Source organism: Mesorhizobium sp. M1409, from assembly GCF_040317535.1.
GTDB lineage: Bacteria > Pseudomonadota > Alphaproteobacteria > Rhizobiales > Rhizobiaceae > Mesorhizobium.
The window spans coordinates 56,558-76,739 of record NZ_JAMYKV010000032.1 but is presented as its reverse complement, the minus strand read 5'-3'; the positions used below and the strand labels follow the sequence as shown (position 1 = coordinate 76,739).

Here is a 20,182-nt window from a genome sequence, read left to right as displayed (position 1 = left end):
CGTCGCCCACCCGCGCCCCCACCACCAACACCCGCGCCCGCCGGGCGGGTAAAATGCTCAGCGTTTTATTAACCCCCCTTCATCGTTTTAAATGCCCCGCCCGGCGGGGGGCGCCCCCCGCCCGCACGCGCGCGGTCTGACTAGATCAGCCCGGGGAGGATCAGTTCGTTCCCTTGCCGCCGCACTTGCCCGTGGCGACGTTGAAGTTGCCGCAGGACAGAGGCGCGCGCCAATCGGAGATCAGGTCCTTGGAATCAGGCAAATAGTCGGACCACTCGTCGCCCATCACCAGGCCCGGCGTGCGCGAGACGGTTTCGAACTGGCCGTCGGCCTGGATTTCACCGATCAGCACCGGCTTGGTGATGTGGTGGTTCGGCATCATCGTCGAATAGCCGCCGGTCAGGTTAGGCACCGAAACACCGACCATGGCGTCGATGACCTTGTCCGGATCCGTGGTGCCGGCCTTCTCGACCGCCTTCACCCACATGTTGAAGCCGATGTAATGGGCCTCCATCGGGTCGTTGGTGGTGCGCTTGTCGTTCTTGATGAACTTGTGCCAGCCGGCGATGAACTTCTTGTTCTCGGGCGTGTCGATGCTTTCAAAATAGTTCCAGGCGGCGAGATGGCCGACGAGCGGCGCGGTGTCGAGACCGGCAAGTTCTTCCTCGCCGACAGAGAAGGCCATGACCGGGATGTCCTCGGCCTTGACGCCCTGGTTGCCGAGTTCCTTGTAGAACGGCACGTTGGCATCGCCGTTGACGGTCGAGACGACGGCGGTCTTCTTGCCGGCCGAACCGAACTTCTTGATCGCCGAAACCTCGGTCTGCCAGTCGGAGAAGCCGAACGGCGTGTAGTTGACCATGATGTCTTCGGCAGCGACGCCCTTGGCCTTCAGATAGGCCTCGAGGATCTTGTTGGTGGTGCGCGGATAGACGTAGTCGGTGCCTTCGAGCACCCAGCGCTTCACCGAACCGCCGTCCTCGCTCATCAGATAATCGACCGCCGGAATGGCCTGCTGGTTCGGCGCCGCGCCCGTGTAGAACACGTTGCGCTCGCTTTCCTCGCCCTCATACTGGACGGGATAGAACAGGATGTTGTCGAGCTCGGAGAACACCGGCAACACCGATTTGCGCGACACCGAGGTCCAGCAGCCGAACACCGCCGCGACCTTGTCCTTGGAGATCAGCTCGCGCGCCTTTTCGGCGAACAGGGGCCAGTTGGAAGCAGGATCGACGACGACCGCCTCGAGCTTCTTGCCGAGCAGGCCGCCCTTGGCGTTCTGCTCGTCGATGAGCATCAGCATGGCGTCCTTCAGCGTCGTCTCCGAAATCGCCATGGTCCCCGACAGCGAATGGAGAATGCCGACCTTGATGGTGTCGTCGGCCGCCCTGGCGGGTGCGGACATCAACAGGCCGGCGGCAACCACGCTCGCCGAAAACATCTTTGTTATTGTCGAGAAATTACCCCTCATATTACAGACTCCCAAGCTGGTTGATTGCACCGCAACACTACAAAGCAACCCCCATGCCAATCGCCTTGGCGACACCAAATGGAGACGAATAGTCCAGCGTTATCAGCGTGTTGAAATGCCAGGCTTATAGAAACAAAGAGAGCTGGTTAAAAATTGATTGAGAGAAATTTGCGCAGCACACGGGGCATCTGCCTAATTTTCGCTCATTCTTATCAAATGCCTAGATTTTGATCTTCATAGGCATGTCGCAGACGACCGGTGTTGCGGCACGGTGCAAAAATAGGGCAACCTCGCGCCTCAAACGAGCGACGTCATGGTTTCAGGCATTTCACGCATTTTTATGGGTATATTGCTTGCGGCGGCAGCAAGCGGAGCCGCGCGAGCCGACTTCAGCGACGGCAAGCTGCCAGACGGCACCTATCGCTGCGAAGTGTATCTGCTTGGCATGTTCCTTAATCTCGGCGACATCACCATCAAGGGGAACGTCTACACTGGCCCATTCTACACCGGCCTCGGCACCTTCGGGACCGCGCAGCAGGGGTACAATTATCAAATGGATGCAAACGGCGGGATCTCCTGGCTCGGGCCATTGGGCGGCTATACCGCCGGCGGCAACTCGCTGTCGCTGACCCAGGCAACGTTGGACGGTCAGACCCCGCCCTCCTTCGACATCATCATGAAGCAGCCCGACGGCGCCTTCACCGCCTCGACCTGCACCAAGCAATGAGGCGGCAAGAAAAAGACGCGGAACCTTGCGGGTTCCGCGTCGTCAGGTCGTCGGAAGGATGTGACTAGATCGTCTTGGCCGACATCTGCGCGGCGATGTAATCGGCCTGGCGGATTGCCAGCGACACGATCGTCAGCGTCGGATTTTCCGCCGCACCGGTCGTGAACTGGCTGCCATCCGACACGAACAGGTTCTTGATGTCGTGCGTCTGGCCATGCTTGTTGACGACGCCGTCTTCCGCTTTTTCGCTCATCCGGTTGGTGCCGAGATTGTGGGTCGACGGATAGGGCGGCGTCGGGAAGGTGCGCGTGGCGCCGACCGCCGCATAGAGCGCAGTGGCCTGCTTGTAGGCGTGATTGCGCATCGCGGTGTCGTTCGGATGGTCGTCGAAATGCACGTCGGCGATCGGCATGCCATGCGCGTCCTTCTCGTCGGCATGCAGCGTGATGCGGTTCTCCGCGCGCGGCATGTCCTCGCCGACGATCCACAGGCCTGCCATGTGGTCGTAGTGGTCGAGCGCGGTGGTGAAGGACCGCCCCCAGGCACCCGGATCGAGGAAAGCCGCCATGAACGGCAGGCCAAGTGACAGCGTCTCGAACTCGTAGCCACCGACGAAACCACGCGACGGATCGTGGCGCGCCTCGTCGCGGATGATGCCGGCCATGGTGGTGCCGCGATACATGTGCACCGGTCTGTCGAAGATGGCATAGACCGAGCCGGTGGTGTGCCGCATGTAGTTCTTGCCCACCTGTCCCGACGAGTTGGCGAGACCATCGGGGAATTTGCCCGATGCCGAATTGAGCAACAGGCGCGGGCTTTCGATCGAGTTGCCGGCGACGGCGACGATGCGCGCCTTCTGCTCCTGCAGCTTACCGTCCTTGTCGGCATAGACGACGCCAGTCACCTTGCCCGTGGCGTCATGGTTTATCTTGATCGCCATGGCGTTCGGCCTGACCTCGAGATGGCCCGTCGCCTCGCCCTTGGGGATCTCGGTATAGAGCGTCGACCATTTGGCGCCCCATTTGCAGCCCTGGAAGCAGAAGCCGGTCTGCTGGCAGGACATGCGGTCGTCGCGCTCGATCGAGTTGATCGCCATGTTGCCGGTGTGGCATTCCTTGTAGCCGAGCTTGTCGGCGCCGGCCTTCAACACCTTGAAATTGTTGTTGCCCGGCAGCCTCGGCCAGTCATTGGTGCCGGTGACGCCCATCTTGGCTTCGGCCTTGGCATAGTAGGGCTCCATCTCGGCCAGCGTGATCGGCCAGTCCAGCAGGTTGGCGCCTTCCAATTTTCCGTAGGTCGACAGCGTCTTGAACTCATGCTCCTGGAAGCGCAGCGAGGCTCCGGCCCAATGCGTGGTCGAACCGCCGACCGACTTGACGATCCAGGCCGGCAGGTTCGGAAAATCCTTGGCCACACGCCAGTCACCGGACGTCGTGCGCTTGTCCGTCCAGGCGAGTTGGGTGAACGAACCCCATTCGTCGTTGATGAAATCCTCGTATTCGTGGCGCGCGCCGGCTTCCAGGATGACGACGTCGACACCCTTTTGGGCGAGTTCGTTGCCGAGCGTGCCGCCGCCGGCGCCCGAGCCGATGATGACGACCACGCCATCGTTGTTCAGATCAAATGAAGCTGCCATGGTTTCCTCCCATGATTTCTGTTTGCGGGTTCGGGGGCTCAGAGCCACTCGATGTCGTCGAAACCGCGCGCGATGTAGCCGCCCTTGGAATAGGATTCGCCCTCGTAGCCGAAGATCGGCCACACCTCTTTTTGGTTGTAGAGGCTGACGACGAGGCCGCCACGGATGGCCTGGAAGAACGGCGTCGCCTCGACCTGCTTCAGCACGCCGACGCGCTGGTCCTCCCAGCCGAGGCCTCGATAGCCGCCGTCACCGGCCTTCTTGTCGAGGTCGGCGATGCCGTCTTCGATCATCGCCTTGTAGGCGGCATCCTTGCCGGCCTCCTCGTCATGGCCCTTCACGGCAATGGCGTAATATTTGTCGGGGACCTGATCGTGCGGATAGATGTCGCGCGCCATCTGGATCAGCGTCGCCATGGTTTCGGGCTTGAGCGCCGATGTCTCGAGCCCCCAGGCATGTTCGGGACTGATGACCGCACTGCCGGAGATGACCAGCAGCGCGCCGATGCCACCGCGTTTGAGAAGCTCGCGACGTGAAAGCCCAGGCTTCGCGTCATAGATCGTGACCATTTTGTTCCTCCCTGCTTGCTATTTGCACCCCTTGAAGCACGTCACAATTGACGGGCTTCAAGACCTTGTTTGTGCATGTCGTCGTCCCGAAACCGCTGCGCACTTTTGGGCGACATGCTTGAGAGTGCCGTTTGCTGGCGTCGCGCCGACGAGCGCGGCCGAATATTTCCCTATTGGAAGCGACCTCCACGTTGCAGAACCTCGATCTTGTAGCCGTCGGGATCCTCGATGAAGAAGAAGCGGGCGATCAGCGACCCGTCGCGGTTGAACTCGACGATCTTCTTCGGGTTGAGGCCGAGCGCGCCGAGACGGTCATGTTCGCTGTCGAGGTCGGCGACCGAGACCGCAAGGTGACCGTAGCCGTCGCCGAGTGCGTAAGGCTCCTGCCGATCCTTGTTCACGGTCAGTTCGAGCTCGAACCCCGTCTCGGCATTGCTGAGGTAAACGAGCGTGAAAGTCTCGAAGTCCAGCCTGTCGGCGACATCGAGCCCGAAGGCATTTCTGTAGAAGTCGACGGATCGGGCCTCGTCGAGAACCCGGATCATGCTGTGAATCGCCTTGGCCAAATCAGTCTCCGCGATGGTGCGGAGGCGATTATGCGCGGCGCGGACAAAAGGTGGTGGCAGCCGGTTACCCCGCACGAGGCCGTAACCGTCCTGCATCGCCGACAGGGACAAAAGTCCGATTGCCGTCGCGGCGATTTTGCCCGAGAATGCACATGGGGACAGGTTAAGCAGTATCAAACCGCAGGCCCGTCCACCCAAGACCAACAATCACGGGAGGTTTGTCGGATGTGCAGGGTGTTTGCGGGCCAGGATCCCGAAGGCTATCGCCAGATCAACCGGTCGATTCGCATCGACGGCCACTCGACCAGCATCCAGCTTGAAGCGACATTCTGGGCCTTGCTGGACGAAATCGCTGAAAACCAGGGTTTGACGACGCCAAAATTCATCTCCAAGCTTTATGACGAAGCCATCGAGATCAACGGCGCCATTCCGAACTTTGCGTCGATGCTGCGCACCACCTGCGCGCTCTACCTGCGTGGCCACCGGCCGAGCATGGAAGAGCGGATGGTGCCGAAGCGGGAAGCCGCCTAGGGCGCTTCCACGGCGACCGCGAGCGCTAGCCGGGTCATGTCGGCGAACAACTCCTGGCGCTCGGAATAATCGATCTGTTCGCCGGTCTCGATGTCGTCGACCACGACGCAGATCGACAGCGCGCGAGCCCCGAAATGCGCGGCGATGCGATAAAGAGCGCTGGTTTCCATATCCACGGCCAGGACTCCGGCCGCCCGCGCATCGGCAAAGCGGCCGGCTCCTACGGGATGATAAAAGATGTCACTGCACACCGTTGGGCCGGTGCAATGGTCGATGCCAAGTTCGGCCGCCTTGGCAAGCGCACAGGCGAGAAGCGCCGGATCCGGGCCGGCGGGTTCATAAAGGCCGAAGACCTGACCACTCTGCGCGCTTTCCGCTTGTGCCGATTGCGAGATGACCAAGCTGCGCAGCTTTGCCTTGGCGGTCAGGCTGCCGCAGGTGCCGGTGCGGATCAGCGTCTGGGCGCCATAATAGTCAAGCAATTCATGCACATAGATCAGAAACGACGAGACGCCGATGCCGGTCGACTGGATGCTGACGGGCTTGCCGCGAAACAGTCCGGTGAAGCCAAGCGCGCCACGTCGGCGATTGATGCAGCGCGGCACTTCCAGGAAGGTTTGCGCCATCCAATCGGCGCGCTGCGGATCGCCCGGCAACAGCACCGTGTCGGCGTAGTCGTCCTTGTCCGCTTCGTTGTGCGGCGTCAATCGCTGCTCCCCAAGCCCGCTTGCCGTTTCATCCGCGATCATGGCGTTGTCACGGCGCGACGCAAGGGAAGAAAATAGAGAAGTTCTAAGACTCCAGCATGTCCTTGACGATCGTCGCCAACTGCTTGAGCGAAAACGGCTTTGGCAGGAAGCCGAAATGCGCGTCGGCCGGCAGGTTTCTGGCGAATGCGTCCTCGGCATAACCGGACACGAAGACAAACTTGATGTCCGGCTGGCGCTTGCGCAACTCACCAAGCAGGGTCGGTCCATCCATTTCCGGCATCACCACGTCGGAAACGACGATGTCGACCTTGCCGCCCAGCGCGTCGAACACTTCCAGCGCCTCGACGCCCGAAGACGCCTCATGCACGGTGTAGCCACGCGACACCAGCGCCCGCATGCCGCCCATGCGCACGGCATCCTCGTCCTCGACGAGCAGCACCGTGGCCGAGCCAGACAGGTCCTTGGCCGCATCGGCCACCTTCACCGGTGCCGCCGGCACATCGTCGGGCTCGCCCGCTTTTTTCAGCTCCGCGATATGACGTGGCAGGAAAATGCGGAAAGTCGACCCTTTGCCGACCTCGGAATCGCAGTAGATGAAGCCGCCGGTCTGCTTGATGATGCCGTAGACCATCGACAGGCCAAGGCCGGTGCCCTTGCCGACTTCCTTGGTGGTGAAGAAGGGCTCGAAAATCTTCTTCAGCACGTCGGGCGCGATACCGCTGCCGGTGTCCTCGACTTCGACCACGACATAGTCGGCCGGGGTGAGTTCACGATAGGAAAAGGCCTTGCATTCCTCGGCGGTCACATTGCGGGTGCGCACGGTGAGATCACCACCCCCCGGCATGGCGTCGCGCGCGTTGACCGCGAGGTTGACCACCACCTGCTCGAACTGCCCGATATCGACCTTGACCGGCCACAGGTCGCGGCCATGGTCGACCTTCAGCTTGATATCGTTGCCGACCAGGCGGGCCAGCAGCATCCGGAGATCGGCGAGCACGTCGGTCAGGTTGAGCACTTCCGGCCGCAACGTCTGCTTGCGCGAGAAGGCCAGCAACTGCCGCACCAGCGAAGCCGCCCGGTTGGCGTTCTGCTTGATGTTCATGATGTCGGGGAAGGATGGATCCGACGGACGGTGGTTGGTCAACAAAAGGTCGGACGCCATGATGATGGCGGTCAGCACATTGTTGAAATCATGCGCGATGCCGCCGGCAAGCTGGCCCACCGCCTGCATCTTCTGGCTTTGCGCCATCTGCCCTTCGAGCGCTTTCTGCTCCGTCGTCTCGACGGCGTAGACGATGGCGGACTCCTCGGCGCCCTCGCCGCCGGTACCGTCGGCGACAGCGTTGACGTAGAAACGGATGTGCCGCTCGTCATTGCCGGGCAGAAGCGTATCGATCGGCTCGATGTCGGCCTGCCGCTGCTGCGCCTTTTCGAAAGCAGCCGCGAAGGCCGGCCGGTCGCGTTCATGGATGACCGTGTCGAGCCGCACACGGCGATCGACGGCGTCGCGGTCGACGACGGATGAAAACAGCGACAGGAACGGCGCATTGGTGCGCAGGATGCGCCCGTCGTGGTCGACGCCGGCTATCGCCATCGGTGTCGAATTGAAGAAGCGGGTGAAGCGCACTTCCGAGGCCCGCAAATCGGCAGAGGAGTCCTCGCCTTGCGTACGGTTGAGCACGATCGTGCGTGTCGGCCCGTTGAGGCCTTCGCGGCTGGCCGACACGCGATGCATGAAGCGCACCGGCAGCGCCTCGCCCGTCATCGTCGTCAAGTCGAGATCGATGACCGCGTTGCGCGTCGTGCCGGGATCGGCCTTGACCGAACGGACCAGCGCCATGCCGTCGCCGGCCACGATCTCGGCCAGGGAGACCGCACCGGGCGTGAAGCTGGTGAGGTCGATGCCCAGCCATTCGGCGAGCGTGGCATTGATGTAGGTGACGCGGCCCTCCTGATCGGCCGAAAAGAAGCCGGCCGGCGCGTGGTCGAGATGATCTATCGCCTGCTGCAAATCTAGAAAGAACCGCTCCTGCTCGGCCCGCTCCTGCGAGATGTCGGCAAGCTGCCAAGCGAGCATGGGCAGCCGCTGGCCCGGAACGCTGAAGGTGCGGGCGCGCGCCCGGTACCAGCGGGCGCCGGGCTCGGCACCGGGCCGAATGGATTGCGCGAGCCGAAACTCGCCATCGCCCGGCTGGCCGTCGCGCAGGCCGGACGCCAGGCGATAGATCGTCACCGACGCTTCGGGGACATCCGAGAGCAACCCCTCGACCGTCTTCAGGTCGGCCGCCGACGACGCTCCGGTCATATCGGCATAGGCGCGATTGGCGTAGACGACACGGCCCTTGGTGTCGGTGACGAGAAGGCCCTGCGACATCGAATCGACGAAGGATTTCGACAGTTCGTCGCCCGTCGAGCGCGGCGTGACCTGCACGAAGCCGATCGCCGTGGCAAACAGGAAGCCGACGCCGATCATCGCCAGCACGCCGAGCATGCCGAGCAGGAAAGGATCGCCGAGGCGCTCGCGGAAAAGGCCGAAGACGATCGCCGCCCCCGTCAGAACGACGATGAAAATGATGAGCCGGGTGACCGCGCCCGGTCGCGTGTTCTGGTCGACGATCGGTACCGGATAGAAATCGCCGCGCGCTTCCTTGGCCATATGCCCCCTGCTCGTGAATTCCGGTGTTCCGACATCCGCCCCTAGCGGGTTGAATCACATTCTCCTAGTCCGGAAAAGGCCTTGGCGGCAAATGTCGGATAAAAATGATGTCTTCAAGCCTTCGGAGTTTTTCTAGCTGTTCACCAGCGTGAAACGCAACTTGCGGTGGCCCGCCGCAACGGTCTAGTGTCGCGTCACTTCCAAGGGCAATCAGGGGAAACCGATGCAATGGCTGGATAGCGTGGCGGGTCCTGGTTATGCCGCGGCACTGTTGTGGACGTTTGCAGCACTTGTCCTGCTGGTCATCGTTCTCATCATCGTCAAGCTGGTGCGCAATCTGACGTTCGGAACCTTCGTTGCCGGCGGCAGGAACCGCAAGACACGGCTGGCCGTCATGGACGCCACCGCCGTCGACAGCCATCGCCGGCTGGTGCTGGTGCGCCGCGATGACATCGAGCATCTGCTTCTGATCGGCGGCCCGACCGACCTCGTCGTCGAGCGCGATATCCGTCTTTCGGCGCCGCGGCGTCCGGCATTGACCGGAGACGGCGGCTTGCAGCCGGTGCCGGCCGCCGCGGCCCCGGCGGCAAGGCCGCGTCCGCCGCAACCCGCTCCACCGCCGCCAAGACAGGCACCGGCTCCGCAGCCGGCGAACACAGCGCCGCCCGCTCGCCCGCGCCAAACAGCACCGGCACCGCCAACCGCGGCGCAAAGCTACCAGCCGACCAATGTCACGCCGCTGCCCGCCTACGGCTCCGCGAATGCCAATGTCGTCCGGCCTGCACCACTGCCGCCGCCGAGACAGGAGAGCATCGACGACACGCTGATGAGGGAACTCGAAGTGTCGCTCGACCAGCCCCGCTCCGGCAGCCCGGCGGGCAAGCCGGCGGCCAAGACACCACAGTCGCTCGACGATGAAATGACCAAGCTTCTCGGCGAACTCTCCAGCCAGAAGCGATGAGCGGCCCCTGATTAGCTATCCCAAGCGAAAATCGTAACCGGTTTGGCTGCCGAACCACCTTTCGGAAGGCCCATACGTCAAGGGCCATGGGGTCAAGAGCCCATGCTTCAAGGTTTTGTGGATTTCGTGCGCCCTGACCGGTCTGCCGCGCCAATGAAATGGCCGGAAAACCGGCCATTTCAAAATCAACGTCGCTCATGACGGCCGGTCGTGCGCCGCCGGCTTTGACTCTCAGTCGTCGCGGTAGACTTTTTCGCGGCGCTCATGCCGCTCCTGCGCTTCGATCGACAACGTCGCGATCGGACGTGCATCGAGCCGCTTCAGCGCGATCGGCTCGCCGGTCTCTTCGCAATAGCCATAAGTGCCTTCGTCGATGCGCTGCAGCGCGGAATCGATCTTTGCAATGAGCTTGCGCTGACGGTCACGCGCCCTGAGTTCGATGGCGCGGTCGGTTTCCGAAGAGGCGCGATCGGCCAGATCGGGATGGTTGGCGTTTTCTTGTTGCAGGATTTCCAGTGTTTCGCGCGCTTCGCGCAATATGTCGTTCTTCCAGGTGACGAGCTTTGAGCGGAAATAGGATTTCTGCCGCTCGTTCATGAACGGCTCGTCTTCGGAGGGTACGTAATCGGCGGTAACGATGTCGTTCATTCGACTCACCCAAACTGCCCCAAATTTGGCGCCTATATATTCGCCGTCCGACGCCTGCACAAGCGCAATCAGCCGCTGTCTCACGCAATTGTTAATGTGCGCCGGAGCGCACCTTTGCAGCGGTGCGCGGTGGTCTTGATACCAAACTACGCTGTGACACGTTGGATCCTGTGAAACATGCTTTCGGAACATCGGCTGTGATCTTCGGCCGATGCACTATCGCCTTTTGCGGCACCGCATCATGGGTGATTCGGGTATTCGAGGCACACGAGCCATTGTGCGCAACGCGTTCTCGTGGCTAATCCCGGAAGGCCACGGCATTCGGAGGTTGGGTGAGCAGGCTTTATCTGTTGCGACATGCCAAGGCTGGCTGGGCACTGCCCGGCATGCGCGATTTCGATCGCCCGCTCGATGCATCCGGCCGCGCCGACGCCGAAATGATGGGCGCCGCCATGCGCTCCCGCTCCTATGTTCCGGACCTGACGCTGTGCTCCAATGCCAAACGCGCCAAGGAGACGCTGGAAGGCCTGGCCGGCCAGACCGACACCGGTCGGGTGCTGTTCTTCGACACGCTCTACAGCGCGGACGCGGCCGGCTACCTCCATCTCATCCGCGACAATGGCGGATCGGGCTCCTTGCTGGTCATCGGCCACAATCCGATGACGGAAGATCTCACCATGGCGGTTTCGGGCGATGGCGACGAGACGGCGCGGGCAACACTCAACCATGGGTTCCCGACCGCGGGCCTGGCGGTCGTCCGCTTCGACGGCGATCTTGCCAAGGCCGCCCAGGGCACCGGCTATCTCGAAGCGTTCCTGACGCCGGCCAATCTCTGAAGCCATTTCAAACGCGGGTTGCAGAGCCTATATCGGGCGGAGGCAAGCCCAAGAGAGCACATTTTGGCATCATCGCTGACCACCTTCACCGACGAGGCGAGGATTGCCCTCGACACGCTGTCGGGACGCGCTACCGGGCTTTTTTCCCCATCGCTGCGCCTCGGCGTGACCGGATTGTCCCGCGCGGGCAAGACGGTGTTCATATCGGCCCTTGTCCACAACTTGATCCATGGCGGGCGCCTGCCGCTGTTCAAGGCACAGAAATCAGGGCGCATCGCCCGCGCCTTCCTTGAGCAGCAGCCGGACGACGCCGTGCCGCGCTTCCAGTACGAAGACCACATCGCCGCCTTGGTCAACGACCGCGCCTGGCCCGATTCGACGCGCGCCATTTCGGAACTGCGGCTGACCATCGAATATGAATCGGCCTCCGGCTGGAGCCGCATGTTCTCCTCCGGCAGATTGTCGGTCGATATCGTCGACTATCCCGGCGAATGGCTGCTCGACCTGCCGCTGCTCGGCAAATCCTTCGCCGATTTTTCGCACGAAGCATTCGAAATGGCCGTTCTGCCGGTGCGCGAGGACCTGTCGCAGGCCTGGCGGGCGCTGTCGGCGGAGATCAACCCGAACGCCGATGCCGACGAGATGACGGCGCGCCGCCTGGCCGAAAGTTTCGCCGCCTATCTGAAGGCATGTAAGCTCGACGACCGGGCGCTTTCGACCTTGCCGCCCGGCCGCTTCCTGATGCCTGGCGATCTCGAGGGCTCGCCAGCACTGACCTTCGCGCCTCTGGCTGGGATTGGCGACAAGCGTCCGCGCCCAGGGTCGCTGCACGCCATGATGGACAGGCGTTACGAGGCCTACAAGACGCATGTCGTGAAACCGTTCTTCCGCGAACACATCACCCGCCTCGATCGCCAGATCGTGCTGATCGACGCCATGCAGGCGCTGAACGCCGGTCCCGGCGCCATGGCCGACCTGGAGCGCGCGGTGACCGAGATCCTCAGTTGTTTCCGTCCCGGCCGCGGCAGCTTCCTCACTGACCTGTTCTCGCGGCGCATCGACCGCATACTGGTTGCCGCGACCAAGGCCGATCACCTGCACCACGAAAGCCATGACCGCCTGCAGGCGATCGTGCGGCGGCTTGCCGACCGCGCCGTGGCGCGCGCGAATTTCACCGGCGCGGATGTCGATGTCGTCGCCATGGCGGCGATGCGCGCGACACGCGAAGGCACCGTCAAGCAGGGTCGAGAGACGTTGCCAGTCATCATCGGCACGCCGATCGCCGACGAGAGGATCAACGGCGAAACCTTTGATGGAAAGACGGAAACAGCCATATTTCCCGGTGACTTACCGGAGAATATTGATGCGGTGTTCGATGTTTCGGGCCCCGACCATAAGCAGGACTCCGCGGATCACGCAATTCGCTTCGTCCGTTTCCGTCCACCAAAGCTCGAACGCACGGCCGAAGGTGTCACGCTGTCGTTGCCGCATATCAGGCTCGATCGTGCCTTGCAGTTCCTGATCGGAGATCATCTGGCATGACCGCCCCCCGCAAGCCGGCGGCATTCCGCATCGAGCCGGAAGCCACATCGAGACAATCGGCCCCTGGGCCTCGCAACGACCAGGCTGAGACCCGTGCCCAGGCCGCAATCCGTGCCCAGACCGACACCAAACGCAAACCCCGTGCGATGAAAACCGATGTCGCGATGGTCATACCGGCGGATGTCGATGTCTTCGACGAGCCCGACATCATTGCCGCGGAGCCGCCGCCAGCGATCGCCCCCAAAAAACGCTCGCTGCTCGGCAGCATCTTCTTCGGCGCTTTTGGTGTCCTGGTTTCGCTGGCTGTCGGCCTGTGGACCGACCAGCTCATACGCGACCTCTTCGCGCGCGCCGAATGGCTGGGCTGGCTGGCCGCGGGCATGGCTGCCATCGCCGTGCTGGCGCTTGTGGTGATCCTGATTCGCGAGTTTCTGGCGATTGCCCGCCTCGCCGAGGTCGAAAAGCTGCAGAAGCGGGCGCTCGACGCGATCGCGCGTGACGATCCCAAGGCAGCACGATCGGTCGTCGACGAACTGTCGGCCTTTGTCGCGGCCAAACCCGAGACTGCGGCCGGCCGGCGCGCGCTGGCCGAACTGCGTGGCGAAATCATCGACGGCGGCAATCTTGTGCGCCTGGCCGAGGCCGAAATTCTCGGCCCCCTCGATGCCAGGGCGAAGGTGATGATTCTCGAGGCCGCCAAACGCGTCTCGCTGGTGACGGCGGTCAGCCCGCGCGCGCTCGTCGATGTCGCCTATGTCGTGTTCGAGGCCGGGCGGCTCATCCGCCGCCTGTCGGAACTCTATGGCGGACGGCCGGGAACACTGGGTTTCTTCCGCCTGGCGCGCAGCGTGCTGGCGCATCTGGCGGTTACCGGCTCGATCGCGATCGGCGACAGTTTCGTCCAGCAGATCGTCGGCCACGGCCTGGCGGCGCGTCTTTCGGCCAAGCTTGGCGAGGGCGTCGTCAACGGCATGATGACGGCGCGCATCGGCATCGCGGCGATGGAGACGGCGCGCCCCCTGCCCTTCAGCGCCGCGAAGCGTCCCGGACTGGGCGATTTCCTCTCCGCGCTGACATCGTTTGCCACCAGGAAAGACAGTGAAGCAGCCCCGCCTGGCAAGTAAGCCGGGCCGGAGCGTTTGGACCTTCGGAATTGTTACCGGACTGCTTTGTGGCGGCCCCTTAGTGACGAAGCATTAACCAATCTTGTTCATGGTCAGACGGGTTCCAAACAGCCTCTTTGTTGCCGGGTGTCGTCGATGAAAAGCGTAGTACTATCCAGCGTCCTGCCCCTGGCAACCGTGATCACAGCTCTCGTCGGCATTGCCGGAGCGGCCTCCGCGGCGGAACCGGACAAGCAGTTCTTCCAGTCGGCCGAAGGCAAATGGATCGGCCCCGGCGAAATCGTCGCCGGCAAGTACAAGGGCACCAAATTCAACTGCAGCTTCACCGGCTCGACGCCCGACGGCACGGTCGGCATGTCGCTCGACGGCGGCTGCCGGGTCGGCATGTTCACCCAGCAGATGTCGGCCAAGATCGAGCGCAAGGGCCGGGAGGGCTACAAGGGCAGCTTCATGGGTGGTGCCACCGGCTCCGGCCTCGACATCATCGGCGGCAACGTGGTCGATGCCCGCAAGGTGGTCTTCACCATCAACCGCAACCAGTTGCGCGGTGTCATGCAGGCCCGCATCCCCGACGACAACTCGATGACGGTGACCATTGCAGTGCGCGTCGACGACCAGTTGGTGCCGGTGATCGGCATGAGCCTGAAGCGCGTCGACGCCGTCCAAGTCGGCTCCATCGCCCCGAACTGAAAAATCCAAAAAAAGGCGGCGACCCAGCGGTCGCCGCCTCGTTTGAATCATCGAATCAGGCGCTTAGCCCTTGATCTCGAATCAGGGCGTTAGCCCTTGATCGCGGCCGTCACCTCGTCATAGGCCTTGCAGGCGTCGGCCAGTGTCGTGGTGCCCTGATACTTGGTTGTCACCGCCTGGACCTTGGCGGTCAGATCAGCCGCCTTGGACGGGTCCTTGGTGATCGCCTCCTGCAGCGCGGTAGCCATGTCCTGCGCCTTCTTGGTCGCGATCTCCGCCGTGCACTCAGGCGCCTTCGAGCAAGCCGAACCGGCAAGCACCGCCAGGCCGACGGCAACAAACAAAAACTTCTTCATGTCAGTCATCTCCTCAAAAAGGGCGCGACTTGATCGTCGATCACCCTCCAATGGCCGAAGCCGAGCGTCCTTAGCCATCGATTGTGCCAAGATGCAACGTGTTCCCGGCGTCAACTTGTGTATCGCGCCTGCAACGTCGCCGGTGATCTGGATTCGGGCTGTTCGATCCCCGCCGAAGCCCCTATCTTCGCCCCCTGTCACATAAACCCGAAATCGGAATCGGTCCTCAAACGAGCGGAATGGCGGCATGGCGGTAGAGGCATCGAGCAGCGATCTGGTTCAGGTGGTGGCGCTGCTTGCGGCCGGCGTCGTCGCCGTTCCGATCTTCAAGCGCATGGGCCTCGGCTCGATTCTCGGCTATCTGGCCGCCGGTGTGGTGATCGGCCCGTTCGGCCTCGGCGTCTTTTCCGAATCGGAAGCCATTCTTCATGTCGCCGAACTCGGCGTGGTGATGTTCCTGTTCATCATCGGGTTGGAAATGCAGCCGTCGCGGCTGTGGGGCCTGCGCCGCGAGATCTTCGGCCTGGGCGCCCTGCAGGTCGGCGTCTGCGCGCTTCTGCTGACCGGTGTTGGCATGGCGGGAGGGTTTCCGATCGCGCAATCCTTCGTCGCCGGCGCCGGCTTCGTGCTGACCTCGACGGCGATCGTCATGCAGCTTCTCGAGGAACGCGGCGAAATCGCCGCGCCGAAAGGCCAGCGCATCGTATCGGTCCTGCTGCTCGAGGACCTGGCCATCGTGCCGCTGCTGGCCCTGATCGCGTTCCTGGCGCCTGGTGGAGCCGACACCAGCCTGTCGGAGCGGCTGACCGAGGTCGGCATCGGCCTCGCCGCGATCGTAGGCCTGGTGGTGGCCGGTCGCTATTTGCTCAATCCGTTCTTCCGCATCCTGGCGGATGCCCGTGCCCGCGAGGTGATGACGGCGGCGGCGCTTCTGGTCGTTCTCGGATCCGCGCTCGCCATGCAGCTCAGCGGCCTGTCGATGGCGATGGGGGCCTTCCTGGCCGGCGTGCTGCTGTCCGAATCGACTTTCCGCCACCAACTCGAAGCCGACATCGAACCGTTCCGCGGCATCCTGCTCGGCCTGTTCTTTCTCGCGGTCGGCATGTCGCTCGACCTGCATGTGGTCGCCGCGAACTGGCGGCTGATCGCCATCTATGTCGTCGCCTACATGGTGATGAAGGCGTTTGGCATCTACATCGTCGCCCGGGTCCTGAAGTCAGGTCATCGCGAAGCCTTGGAGCGCGCGATCTTCATGGCGCAAGGCGGCGAATTCGCCTTTGTCCTTTACTCGGCGGCGGCGGCCGTCGGCATCATCGACGGCAACGCCAACGCGACGCTGACGGCGATCGTCATCATCTCCATGGTACTGACGCCGCTGGCGATCATCGCCTTGCGGTATCTGACACCACGCGACGAGCAGTCGCTCGACGGGGTCGATGTCGCCGATGGCCTGACCGGCAGCGTGCTGATCATCGGTTTCGGCCGCTTCGGGCAGATCGCCAGCCAGCCGCTGCTGCTGCGCGGCATCGACGTCTCGATCATCGACAATGAGGTGGAGATGATCCAGGCGGCGGCCGATTTCGGCTTCAAGGTCTACTATGGCGACGGCACCCGGCTGGACATCCTGCATGCGGCCGGCGCCGGCCGGGCGCGCGCCGTACTGATCTGCGTCGATAAGCCGGATGCCGCCGTCCGCATCGCACAGCTGATCAAGGCTGAGTTTCCTTTGCTCACAGTGCTGGCACGCGCTTTCGATCGTGGTACCGCGCTGCAACTCATTCGCGCCGGCGTTGATTACCAACTGCGTGAAACCTTCGAATCCGCACTTGTTTTCGGCGGCTCGGCCCTGGAATCGCTGGGTGTCGATCCGGAAGACGTGGCTGAAACGATCGAAGATGTCAGACGCCGCGACACCGACCGCTTCGAAACTCAGCTCGCCGAAGGCATTCGCGCCGGACAGCGCTTCTTGAAAGGCAATATCGGCACGCCGATTCCGACACCGCTCTCCACGCCACGCCGCCCTGGTCAGGCGCTCAACGAAGAGACGGCCGGCGTGCTGCACAAATCCGAACCCGCTGACTGAGCAAGGAATCAGGCATGGAATTGGACAGCACAGCCCTGTCGGTCACCAAGTTCTGGCGCGATGCCGGCGAGGACGCGTGGTTCGAGAAGAATGAGGCATTCGATGCCGTCTTCCGCGACCGCTTTCTCGATCTGCACTACGCGGCGGCGCGGCGTGAATGCGACGGCTGGCTGGAGCATGCCGAAGGCTCGCTGGCGCTGATGATCCTGCTCGATCAGTTTCCGCGGAACTGCTTTCGCGGCACCGGCCATATGTACGCGACCGACCCGCTCGCCAGATATTTTGCCGCAAAGGCGATCGCGGCTGGCCATGATCTGGCGCTCGAGGAGGAAGTCCGCGTCTTCCTCTATCTGCCGTATGAGCATTCGGAATTGCTCGCCGACCAGCACATATCGGTCGATCTGACCCAGGCCAGGGCCGAACCCTATCTGAAGTATGCTGTCGAACACCTTGATATAATTCAGAATTTCGGTCGTTTTCCGCACCGAAACAGGATGCTTGGCCGCGAAACCACCCCACAGGAGCAGACGTTCCTGGATGGCGGCGGATTCTCGGGCTAAAAGTCCGGCCGCCGCCTCGTCCGGATTTCAGGCCAGCCACCAATCCCGGCCGGACGACAATCGCTCGATGCCAGAGGTGTCGACGGCGACCAGCCGGTCCGTGATGCTGCGACCATTGACAACCAGGCTGGGCGCGATCTCGGCCAGCGGCGCCAGCACGAAGGCACGCTCCAGCATGCGCGGATGCGGCACCTCCAGCCCCGTCTCGTGAATGACGCGGTCGCCGAACACCAGAATGTCGATGTCGATCAACCGTGGCCCCCAGCGCTCCTCGCGCACCCGCTTCAGCTTGCGTTCGGCATCGAGGCAAAGGTCGAGCAAGGCACGCGGCGCTAGCCCGGTGGAAATTTCCGCAGCCGCATTGAGAAAATCCGGCTGATCGAGCTTGCCCCAGGGCGGCGTGCGATAGAGCGAGGAGACGCCGGTGACACGCGTGTCCGCGTCGGCATCCAGCATGCGCAGCGCCGCGCCCATCGACTTTGCCGGGTCGCCAAGATTGCCGCCAAGGCTGAGATAGACCGTGCTATTCGGGCCAGACAACGGTCACCTCGACGTAATCGAGCACGCCGGGCACCGGGGCGTTCGGCTTGCGCACCGTGATCTCGGCTTTCTTGATCTGCGGAAAACGCGCCGTCAGCGCACGGGCGACTTCGAGCGCCAGGGACTCGATCAGGAAACGGCGCTGCCCGGTGATGATCTTTTCGATCACCGTGAACGCAATGCCATAGTTGACGGTGTCATCGATGGAATCCTCGACAAGCGCGCGGCCGGGATCGACGGTGAGCGCGGCATCGACATAGAAGCGCTGGCCGAGCCTCTCTTCCTCGTCCAGCACGCCGTGCCGGGCAAAGAAAGCGCAGTTCTTCATGCGGATGACATACATCGCTCAGTTTCTCGCCCGGTCGGTTTGACGCGCCAGCATAGCATCCGCGAGCGCCAATGCGTCCACGTTGAATGCGACATCGTGGACGCGAAACAGATCGGCGCCCTTGAGCCGCAAGATGACGCTGGTCGCCGCTGTTCCAACCCCTCTGTCGGCGGCATCGCGGCCGGTGACCGTGCCGATGAAGCGTTTTCGCGACGTACCGGCCATCAGCGGCAAGCCCAGTATATGCAGCTCGGAAAAGCGAGCCATCAGGTCGAGATTTTCCTCCGCCGTCTCCTTGGCGAATCCGAATCCCGGATCGAGCACGATATGGTCGTCGGCAACGCCGTTCTGGCGGGCGATCTCCAGCGATTTCCGCAGGAACGCCAACTGATCGGCAATCACGTCCGGCAGCTTCCGGCGATCCCGCCCGGTATGCATGATGACCAGCCCGGCGCCGGTATCGGCGGCGACGCGCGCAATGTCGGGCTCGCGCTGCAAACCCCAGACATCGTTGACGATATGCGCACCGGCGGCAACCGCGAGCCGCGCGGTGTCGGCGCGATAGGTGTCGACCGAAATCAGCACCTCGCCAGTGCTCGCCAGTGCCTCGATCACCGGCAGGATGCGGGCCTGTTCCTCGCTTGCCGATACCGCGGCGGCACCGGGGCGGGTCGATTCTCCGCCGATGTCGACGACCAATGCCCCTTCCGCCATGATGCGCCGTGCCTGGGTCAGCGCCGTTTCGGGGGCGTCGAACAGACCGCCGTCGGAAAAGCTGTCGGGCGTGACGTTGAGGATGCCGACGACCACGGCCTTATCGCCAAGGTCGAGATGGCGCCCATGCGCCAACTGCCACCGCCTAGCCGTCATTGCTCATCAACCATGGAGTTCATCAATCATGTGTGATCCCCGGCGGATCAATTCCGTTGCGCCGGCAACGGCCGTAAAGCAAGGTGGTCGAAGAGGCAACATGATGAAACCATCCATGCTTGGCATGAAACAATTCCTGCTTGGCGCGCTGCTCGCCCTGACCGCGATCCCGGCGGGTGCGGCCAATCTCGTCAAGACGTACAGCTACTTCGCCGTTGGCGGCAGCACGCTCGATGAAATCGAGGCACAGCTCTTCAAACGCGGGCCGGAGGTGAAAAGCACGGGTACGCGCCACCCTGGCGCCACGCAAATGGCCTTCACCACCCGCATCAGCTATGCGCGGACATCGAGCTCCTGCCGGATCGCCGATGCCGTGGTGACCGTCAAAGTGAAGGTGATCCTTCCCGAATGGCGCCGCACACGCAAGGCCGATGCCGATGTCAGGCTGTTCTGGGATACGCTCTCGGCCGACATCAAGCGACATGAGGAGCGCCACGTCGAGATCGCGAAGAACCATGGCCGCGAGCTCGAACAGGCGCTGGAAGCCACCTACCCGCAAAGGAACTGCGACGCCGCCAAGGCCAAGGCCGCCGCCATCACGGCAGCCGTTCTGGCCAGACATGACCGTGCCCAGGTCCAGTTCGACCGTGTCGAAAGCGTCAATTTCCAAAGCCGCATCCTCAGGTTGCTGCGCTACCGGATGGAGCGCATCGGGAACGGTAAACTGCCGCCGGCCTGAATCCGCCGAGGCGTTGAATGGCGGCGCAGGCCAATTGCG

Annotated in this window: 21 protein-coding genes; 10 read left to right on the top strand and 11 right to left on the bottom strand. The window is 62.9% G+C overall.

Translation table 11 applies throughout. The features are described from left to right. Positions 1-160 precede the first annotated feature (160 nt). The gene (gene urtA / locus NKG99_RS22910; protein ID WP_352870909.1) at positions 161-1,471 is read right to left on the bottom strand and encodes an urea ABC transporter substrate-binding protein; all 1,311 of its coding nucleotides are present in this window, start codon (positions 1,469-1,471) and stop codon (positions 161-163) included. Positions 1,472-1,784: 313 nt separating this feature from the next. On the opposite strand from urtA, the gene NKG99_RS22905 reads away from it, so the two are divergent. After that, positions 1,785-2,198: a hypothetical protein gene (locus NKG99_RS22905; protein WP_352870908.1), complete on the top strand. Its 414-nt coding sequence runs from the start codon at positions 1,785-1,787 to the stop codon at positions 2,196-2,198. A gap of 64 nt (positions 2,199-2,262) precedes the next feature. Here the strand turns inward: NKG99_RS22905 and NKG99_RS22900 are convergent, their stop codons facing one another. The 3 genes from NKG99_RS22900 to NKG99_RS22890 form a co-directional block, all read right to left on the bottom strand. Then, entirely contained in the window at positions 2,263-3,834 is a 1,572-nt protein-coding gene (locus NKG99_RS22900) for a GMC family oxidoreductase (RefSeq protein WP_352870907.1), read from the bottom strand. 38 nt (positions 3,835-3,872) lie between these two features. Beyond that, positions 3,873-4,403, bottom strand: coding sequence for a gluconate 2-dehydrogenase subunit 3 family protein (locus tag NKG99_RS22895; protein WP_352870906.1), 531 nt, complete (start codon positions 4,401-4,403; stop codon positions 3,873-3,875). Positions 4,404-4,573: 170 nt separating this feature from the next. Then, the gene (locus tag NKG99_RS22890; protein WP_352870905.1) at positions 4,574-4,969 is read right to left on the bottom strand and encodes a VOC family protein; all 396 of its coding nucleotides are present in this window, start codon (positions 4,967-4,969) and stop codon (positions 4,574-4,576) included. Between the two features lie 225 nt (positions 4,970-5,194). On the opposite strand from NKG99_RS22890, the gene NKG99_RS22885 reads away from it, so the two are divergent. Continuing rightward, positions 5,195-5,500 carry a ribbon-helix-helix domain-containing protein gene (locus tag NKG99_RS22885; protein ID WP_352870912.1) on the top strand — a complete coding sequence of 102 codons (306 nt, stop codon included), beginning with the start codon at positions 5,195-5,197 and terminating at the stop codon, positions 5,498-5,500. Here the strand turns inward: NKG99_RS22885 and NKG99_RS22880 are convergent. Both NKG99_RS22880 and cckA read right to left on the bottom strand, forming a co-directional pair. Continuing rightward, positions 5,497-6,207, bottom strand: coding sequence for a purine-nucleoside phosphorylase (locus tag NKG99_RS22880; protein WP_352870911.1), 711 nt, complete (start codon positions 6,205-6,207; stop codon positions 5,497-5,499). The genes NKG99_RS22885 and NKG99_RS22880 overlap by 4 nt on opposite strands. An 85-nt stretch (positions 6,208-6,292) precedes the next feature. After that, positions 6,293-8,866 (bottom strand): cell cycle histidine kinase CckA, encoded by a 2,574-nt coding sequence (cckA, locus tag NKG99_RS22875; protein WP_352870904.1) that lies wholly within the window; start codon positions 8,864-8,866, stop codon positions 6,293-6,295. 223 nt (positions 8,867-9,089) lie between these two features. On the opposite strand from cckA, the gene NKG99_RS22870 reads away from it, so the two are divergent. Next, positions 9,090-9,827: a hypothetical protein gene (locus NKG99_RS22870; RefSeq protein WP_352870903.1), complete on the top strand. Its 738-nt coding sequence runs from the start codon at positions 9,090-9,092 to the stop codon at positions 9,825-9,827. A 231-nt stretch (positions 9,828-10,058) separates the two neighbouring features. On the opposite strand, the gene dksA is transcribed toward NKG99_RS22870, so the two are convergent. Next, positions 10,059-10,475 carry an RNA polymerase-binding protein DksA gene (dksA, locus tag NKG99_RS22865; protein ID WP_013531862.1) on the bottom strand — a complete coding sequence of 139 codons (417 nt, stop codon included), beginning with the start codon at positions 10,473-10,475 and terminating at the stop codon, positions 10,059-10,061. Between the two features lie 332 nt (positions 10,476-10,807). On the opposite strand from dksA, the gene NKG99_RS22860 reads away from it, so the two are divergent. The 4 genes from NKG99_RS22860 (at position 10,808) to NKG99_RS22845 (ending at position 14,667) form a co-directional block, all read left to right on the top strand. Then, on the top strand, positions 10,808-11,311 hold the full coding sequence (locus NKG99_RS22860) for a SixA phosphatase family protein (RefSeq protein ID WP_352870901.1): 504 nt from the start codon (positions 10,808-10,810) through the stop codon (positions 11,309-11,311). A gap of 63 nt (positions 11,312-11,374) precedes the next feature. Further along, on the top strand, positions 11,375-12,853 hold the full coding sequence (locus tag NKG99_RS22855; protein ID WP_352870900.1) for a YcjX family GTP-binding protein: 1,479 nt from the start codon (positions 11,375-11,377) through the stop codon (positions 12,851-12,853). Further along, positions 12,850-13,977 (top strand): YcjF family protein, encoded by a 1,128-nt coding sequence (locus tag NKG99_RS22850; RefSeq protein ID WP_352870899.1) that lies wholly within the window; start codon positions 12,850-12,852, stop codon positions 13,975-13,977. Before NKG99_RS22855 ends, NKG99_RS22850 begins: the two co-directional genes overlap by 4 nt. A gap of 135 nt (positions 13,978-14,112) precedes the next feature. After that, entirely contained in the window at positions 14,113-14,667 is a 555-nt protein-coding gene (locus tag NKG99_RS22845) for a hypothetical protein (RefSeq protein WP_352870898.1), read from the top strand. A gap of 89 nt (positions 14,668-14,756) precedes the next feature. Here the strand turns inward: NKG99_RS22845 and NKG99_RS22840 are convergent, their stop codons facing one another. Continuing rightward, a complete protein-coding gene (locus tag NKG99_RS22840) occupies positions 14,757-15,023 on the bottom strand; it encodes a hypothetical protein (RefSeq protein ID WP_352870897.1) in 267 nt (88 codons plus the stop codon). A 247-nt stretch (positions 15,024-15,270) separates the two neighbouring features. On the opposite strand from NKG99_RS22840, the gene NKG99_RS22835 reads away from it, so the two are divergent. Next, the gene (locus NKG99_RS22835; RefSeq protein WP_352870895.1) at positions 15,271-17,106 is read left to right on the top strand and encodes a monovalent cation:proton antiporter-2 (CPA2) family protein; all 1,836 of its coding nucleotides are present in this window, start codon (positions 15,271-15,273) and stop codon (positions 17,104-17,106) included. A gap of 14 nt (positions 17,107-17,120) precedes the next feature. Further along, positions 17,121-17,666, top strand: coding sequence for a DUF924 family protein (locus tag NKG99_RS22830; protein WP_352870893.1), 546 nt, complete (start codon positions 17,121-17,123; stop codon positions 17,664-17,666). Between the two features lie 27 nt (positions 17,667-17,693). Here the strand turns inward: NKG99_RS22830 and folK are convergent, their stop codons facing one another. Genes folK through folP form a run of 3 tightly spaced genes read right to left on the bottom strand, consistent with a single transcriptional unit; the run spans position 17,694 to position 19,404 of the window. Further along, positions 17,694-18,206, bottom strand: coding sequence for a 2-amino-4-hydroxy-6-hydroxymethyldihydropteridine diphosphokinase (gene folK, locus NKG99_RS22825; RefSeq protein WP_352870892.1), 513 nt, complete (start codon positions 18,204-18,206; stop codon positions 17,694-17,696). Further along, positions 18,190-18,549, bottom strand: a complete 360-nt coding sequence (gene folB / locus NKG99_RS22820) for a dihydroneopterin aldolase (RefSeq protein ID WP_352870891.1) — start codon at positions 18,547-18,549, stop codon at positions 18,190-18,192. Before folB ends, folK begins: the two co-directional genes overlap by 17 nt. Before the next feature lie 3 nt (positions 18,550-18,552). Then, positions 18,553-19,404, bottom strand: a complete 852-nt coding sequence (folP, locus tag NKG99_RS22815; RefSeq protein WP_352870890.1) for a dihydropteroate synthase — start codon at positions 19,402-19,404, stop codon at positions 18,553-18,555. 103 nt (positions 19,405-19,507) lie between these two features. Here folP and NKG99_RS22810 point away from each other — a divergent pair, with 103 nt between their 5' ends. Beyond that, positions 19,508-20,143: a DUF922 domain-containing Zn-dependent protease gene (locus NKG99_RS22810; RefSeq protein WP_502910997.1), complete on the top strand. Its 636-nt coding sequence runs from the start codon at positions 19,508-19,510 to the stop codon at positions 20,141-20,143. Positions 20,144-20,182 lie beyond the last annotated feature (39 nt).

Coding starts and splice junctions, on each gene's coding strand:
- urtA (WP_352870909.1), bottom strand. CDS start 1,471: ATGAGGGGTAATTTCTCGACAATAACAAAGATGTTTTCGGCGAGCGTG.
- NKG99_RS22905 (WP_352870908.1), top strand. CDS start 1,785: ATGGTTTCAGGCATTTCACGCATTTTTATGGGTATATTGCTTGCGGCG.
- NKG99_RS22900 (WP_352870907.1), bottom strand. CDS start 3,834: ATGGCAGCTTCATTTGATCTGAACAACGATGGCGTGGTCGTCATCATC.
- NKG99_RS22895 (WP_352870906.1), bottom strand. CDS start 4,403: ATGGTCACGATCTATGACGCGAAGCCTGGGCTTTCACGTCGCGAGCTT.
- NKG99_RS22885 (WP_352870912.1), top strand. CDS start 5,195: ATGTGCAGGGTGTTTGCGGGCCAGGATCCCGAAGGCTATCGCCAGATC.
- cckA (WP_352870904.1), bottom strand. CDS start 8,866: ATGGCCAAGGAAGCGCGCGGCGATTTCTATCCGGTACCGATCGTCGAC.
- NKG99_RS22870 (WP_352870903.1), top strand. CDS start 9,090: ATGCAATGGCTGGATAGCGTGGCGGGTCCTGGTTATGCCGCGGCACTG.
- dksA (WP_013531862.1), bottom strand. CDS start 10,475: ATGAACGACATCGTTACCGCCGATTACGTACCCTCCGAAGACGAGCCG.
- NKG99_RS22850 (WP_352870899.1), top strand. CDS start 12,850: ATGACCGCCCCCCGCAAGCCGGCGGCATTCCGCATCGAGCCGGAAGCC.
- NKG99_RS22845 (WP_352870898.1), top strand. CDS start 14,113: ATGAAAAGCGTAGTACTATCCAGCGTCCTGCCCCTGGCAACCGTGATC.
- NKG99_RS22840 (WP_352870897.1), bottom strand. CDS start 15,023: ATGAAGAAGTTTTTGTTTGTTGCCGTCGGCCTGGCGGTGCTTGCCGGT.
- NKG99_RS22835 (WP_352870895.1), top strand. CDS start 15,271: ATGGCGGTAGAGGCATCGAGCAGCGATCTGGTTCAGGTGGTGGCGCTG.
- NKG99_RS22830 (WP_352870893.1), top strand. CDS start 17,121: ATGGAATTGGACAGCACAGCCCTGTCGGTCACCAAGTTCTGGCGCGAT.
- folB (WP_352870891.1), bottom strand. CDS start 18,549: ATGTATGTCATCCGCATGAAGAACTGCGCTTTCTTTGCCCGGCACGGC.
- folP (WP_352870890.1), bottom strand. CDS start 19,404: ATGACGGCTAGGCGGTGGCAGTTGGCGCATGGGCGCCATCTCGACCTT.
- NKG99_RS22810 (WP_502910997.1), top strand. CDS start 19,508: ATGAAACCATCCATGCTTGGCATGAAACAATTCCTGCTTGGCGCGCTG.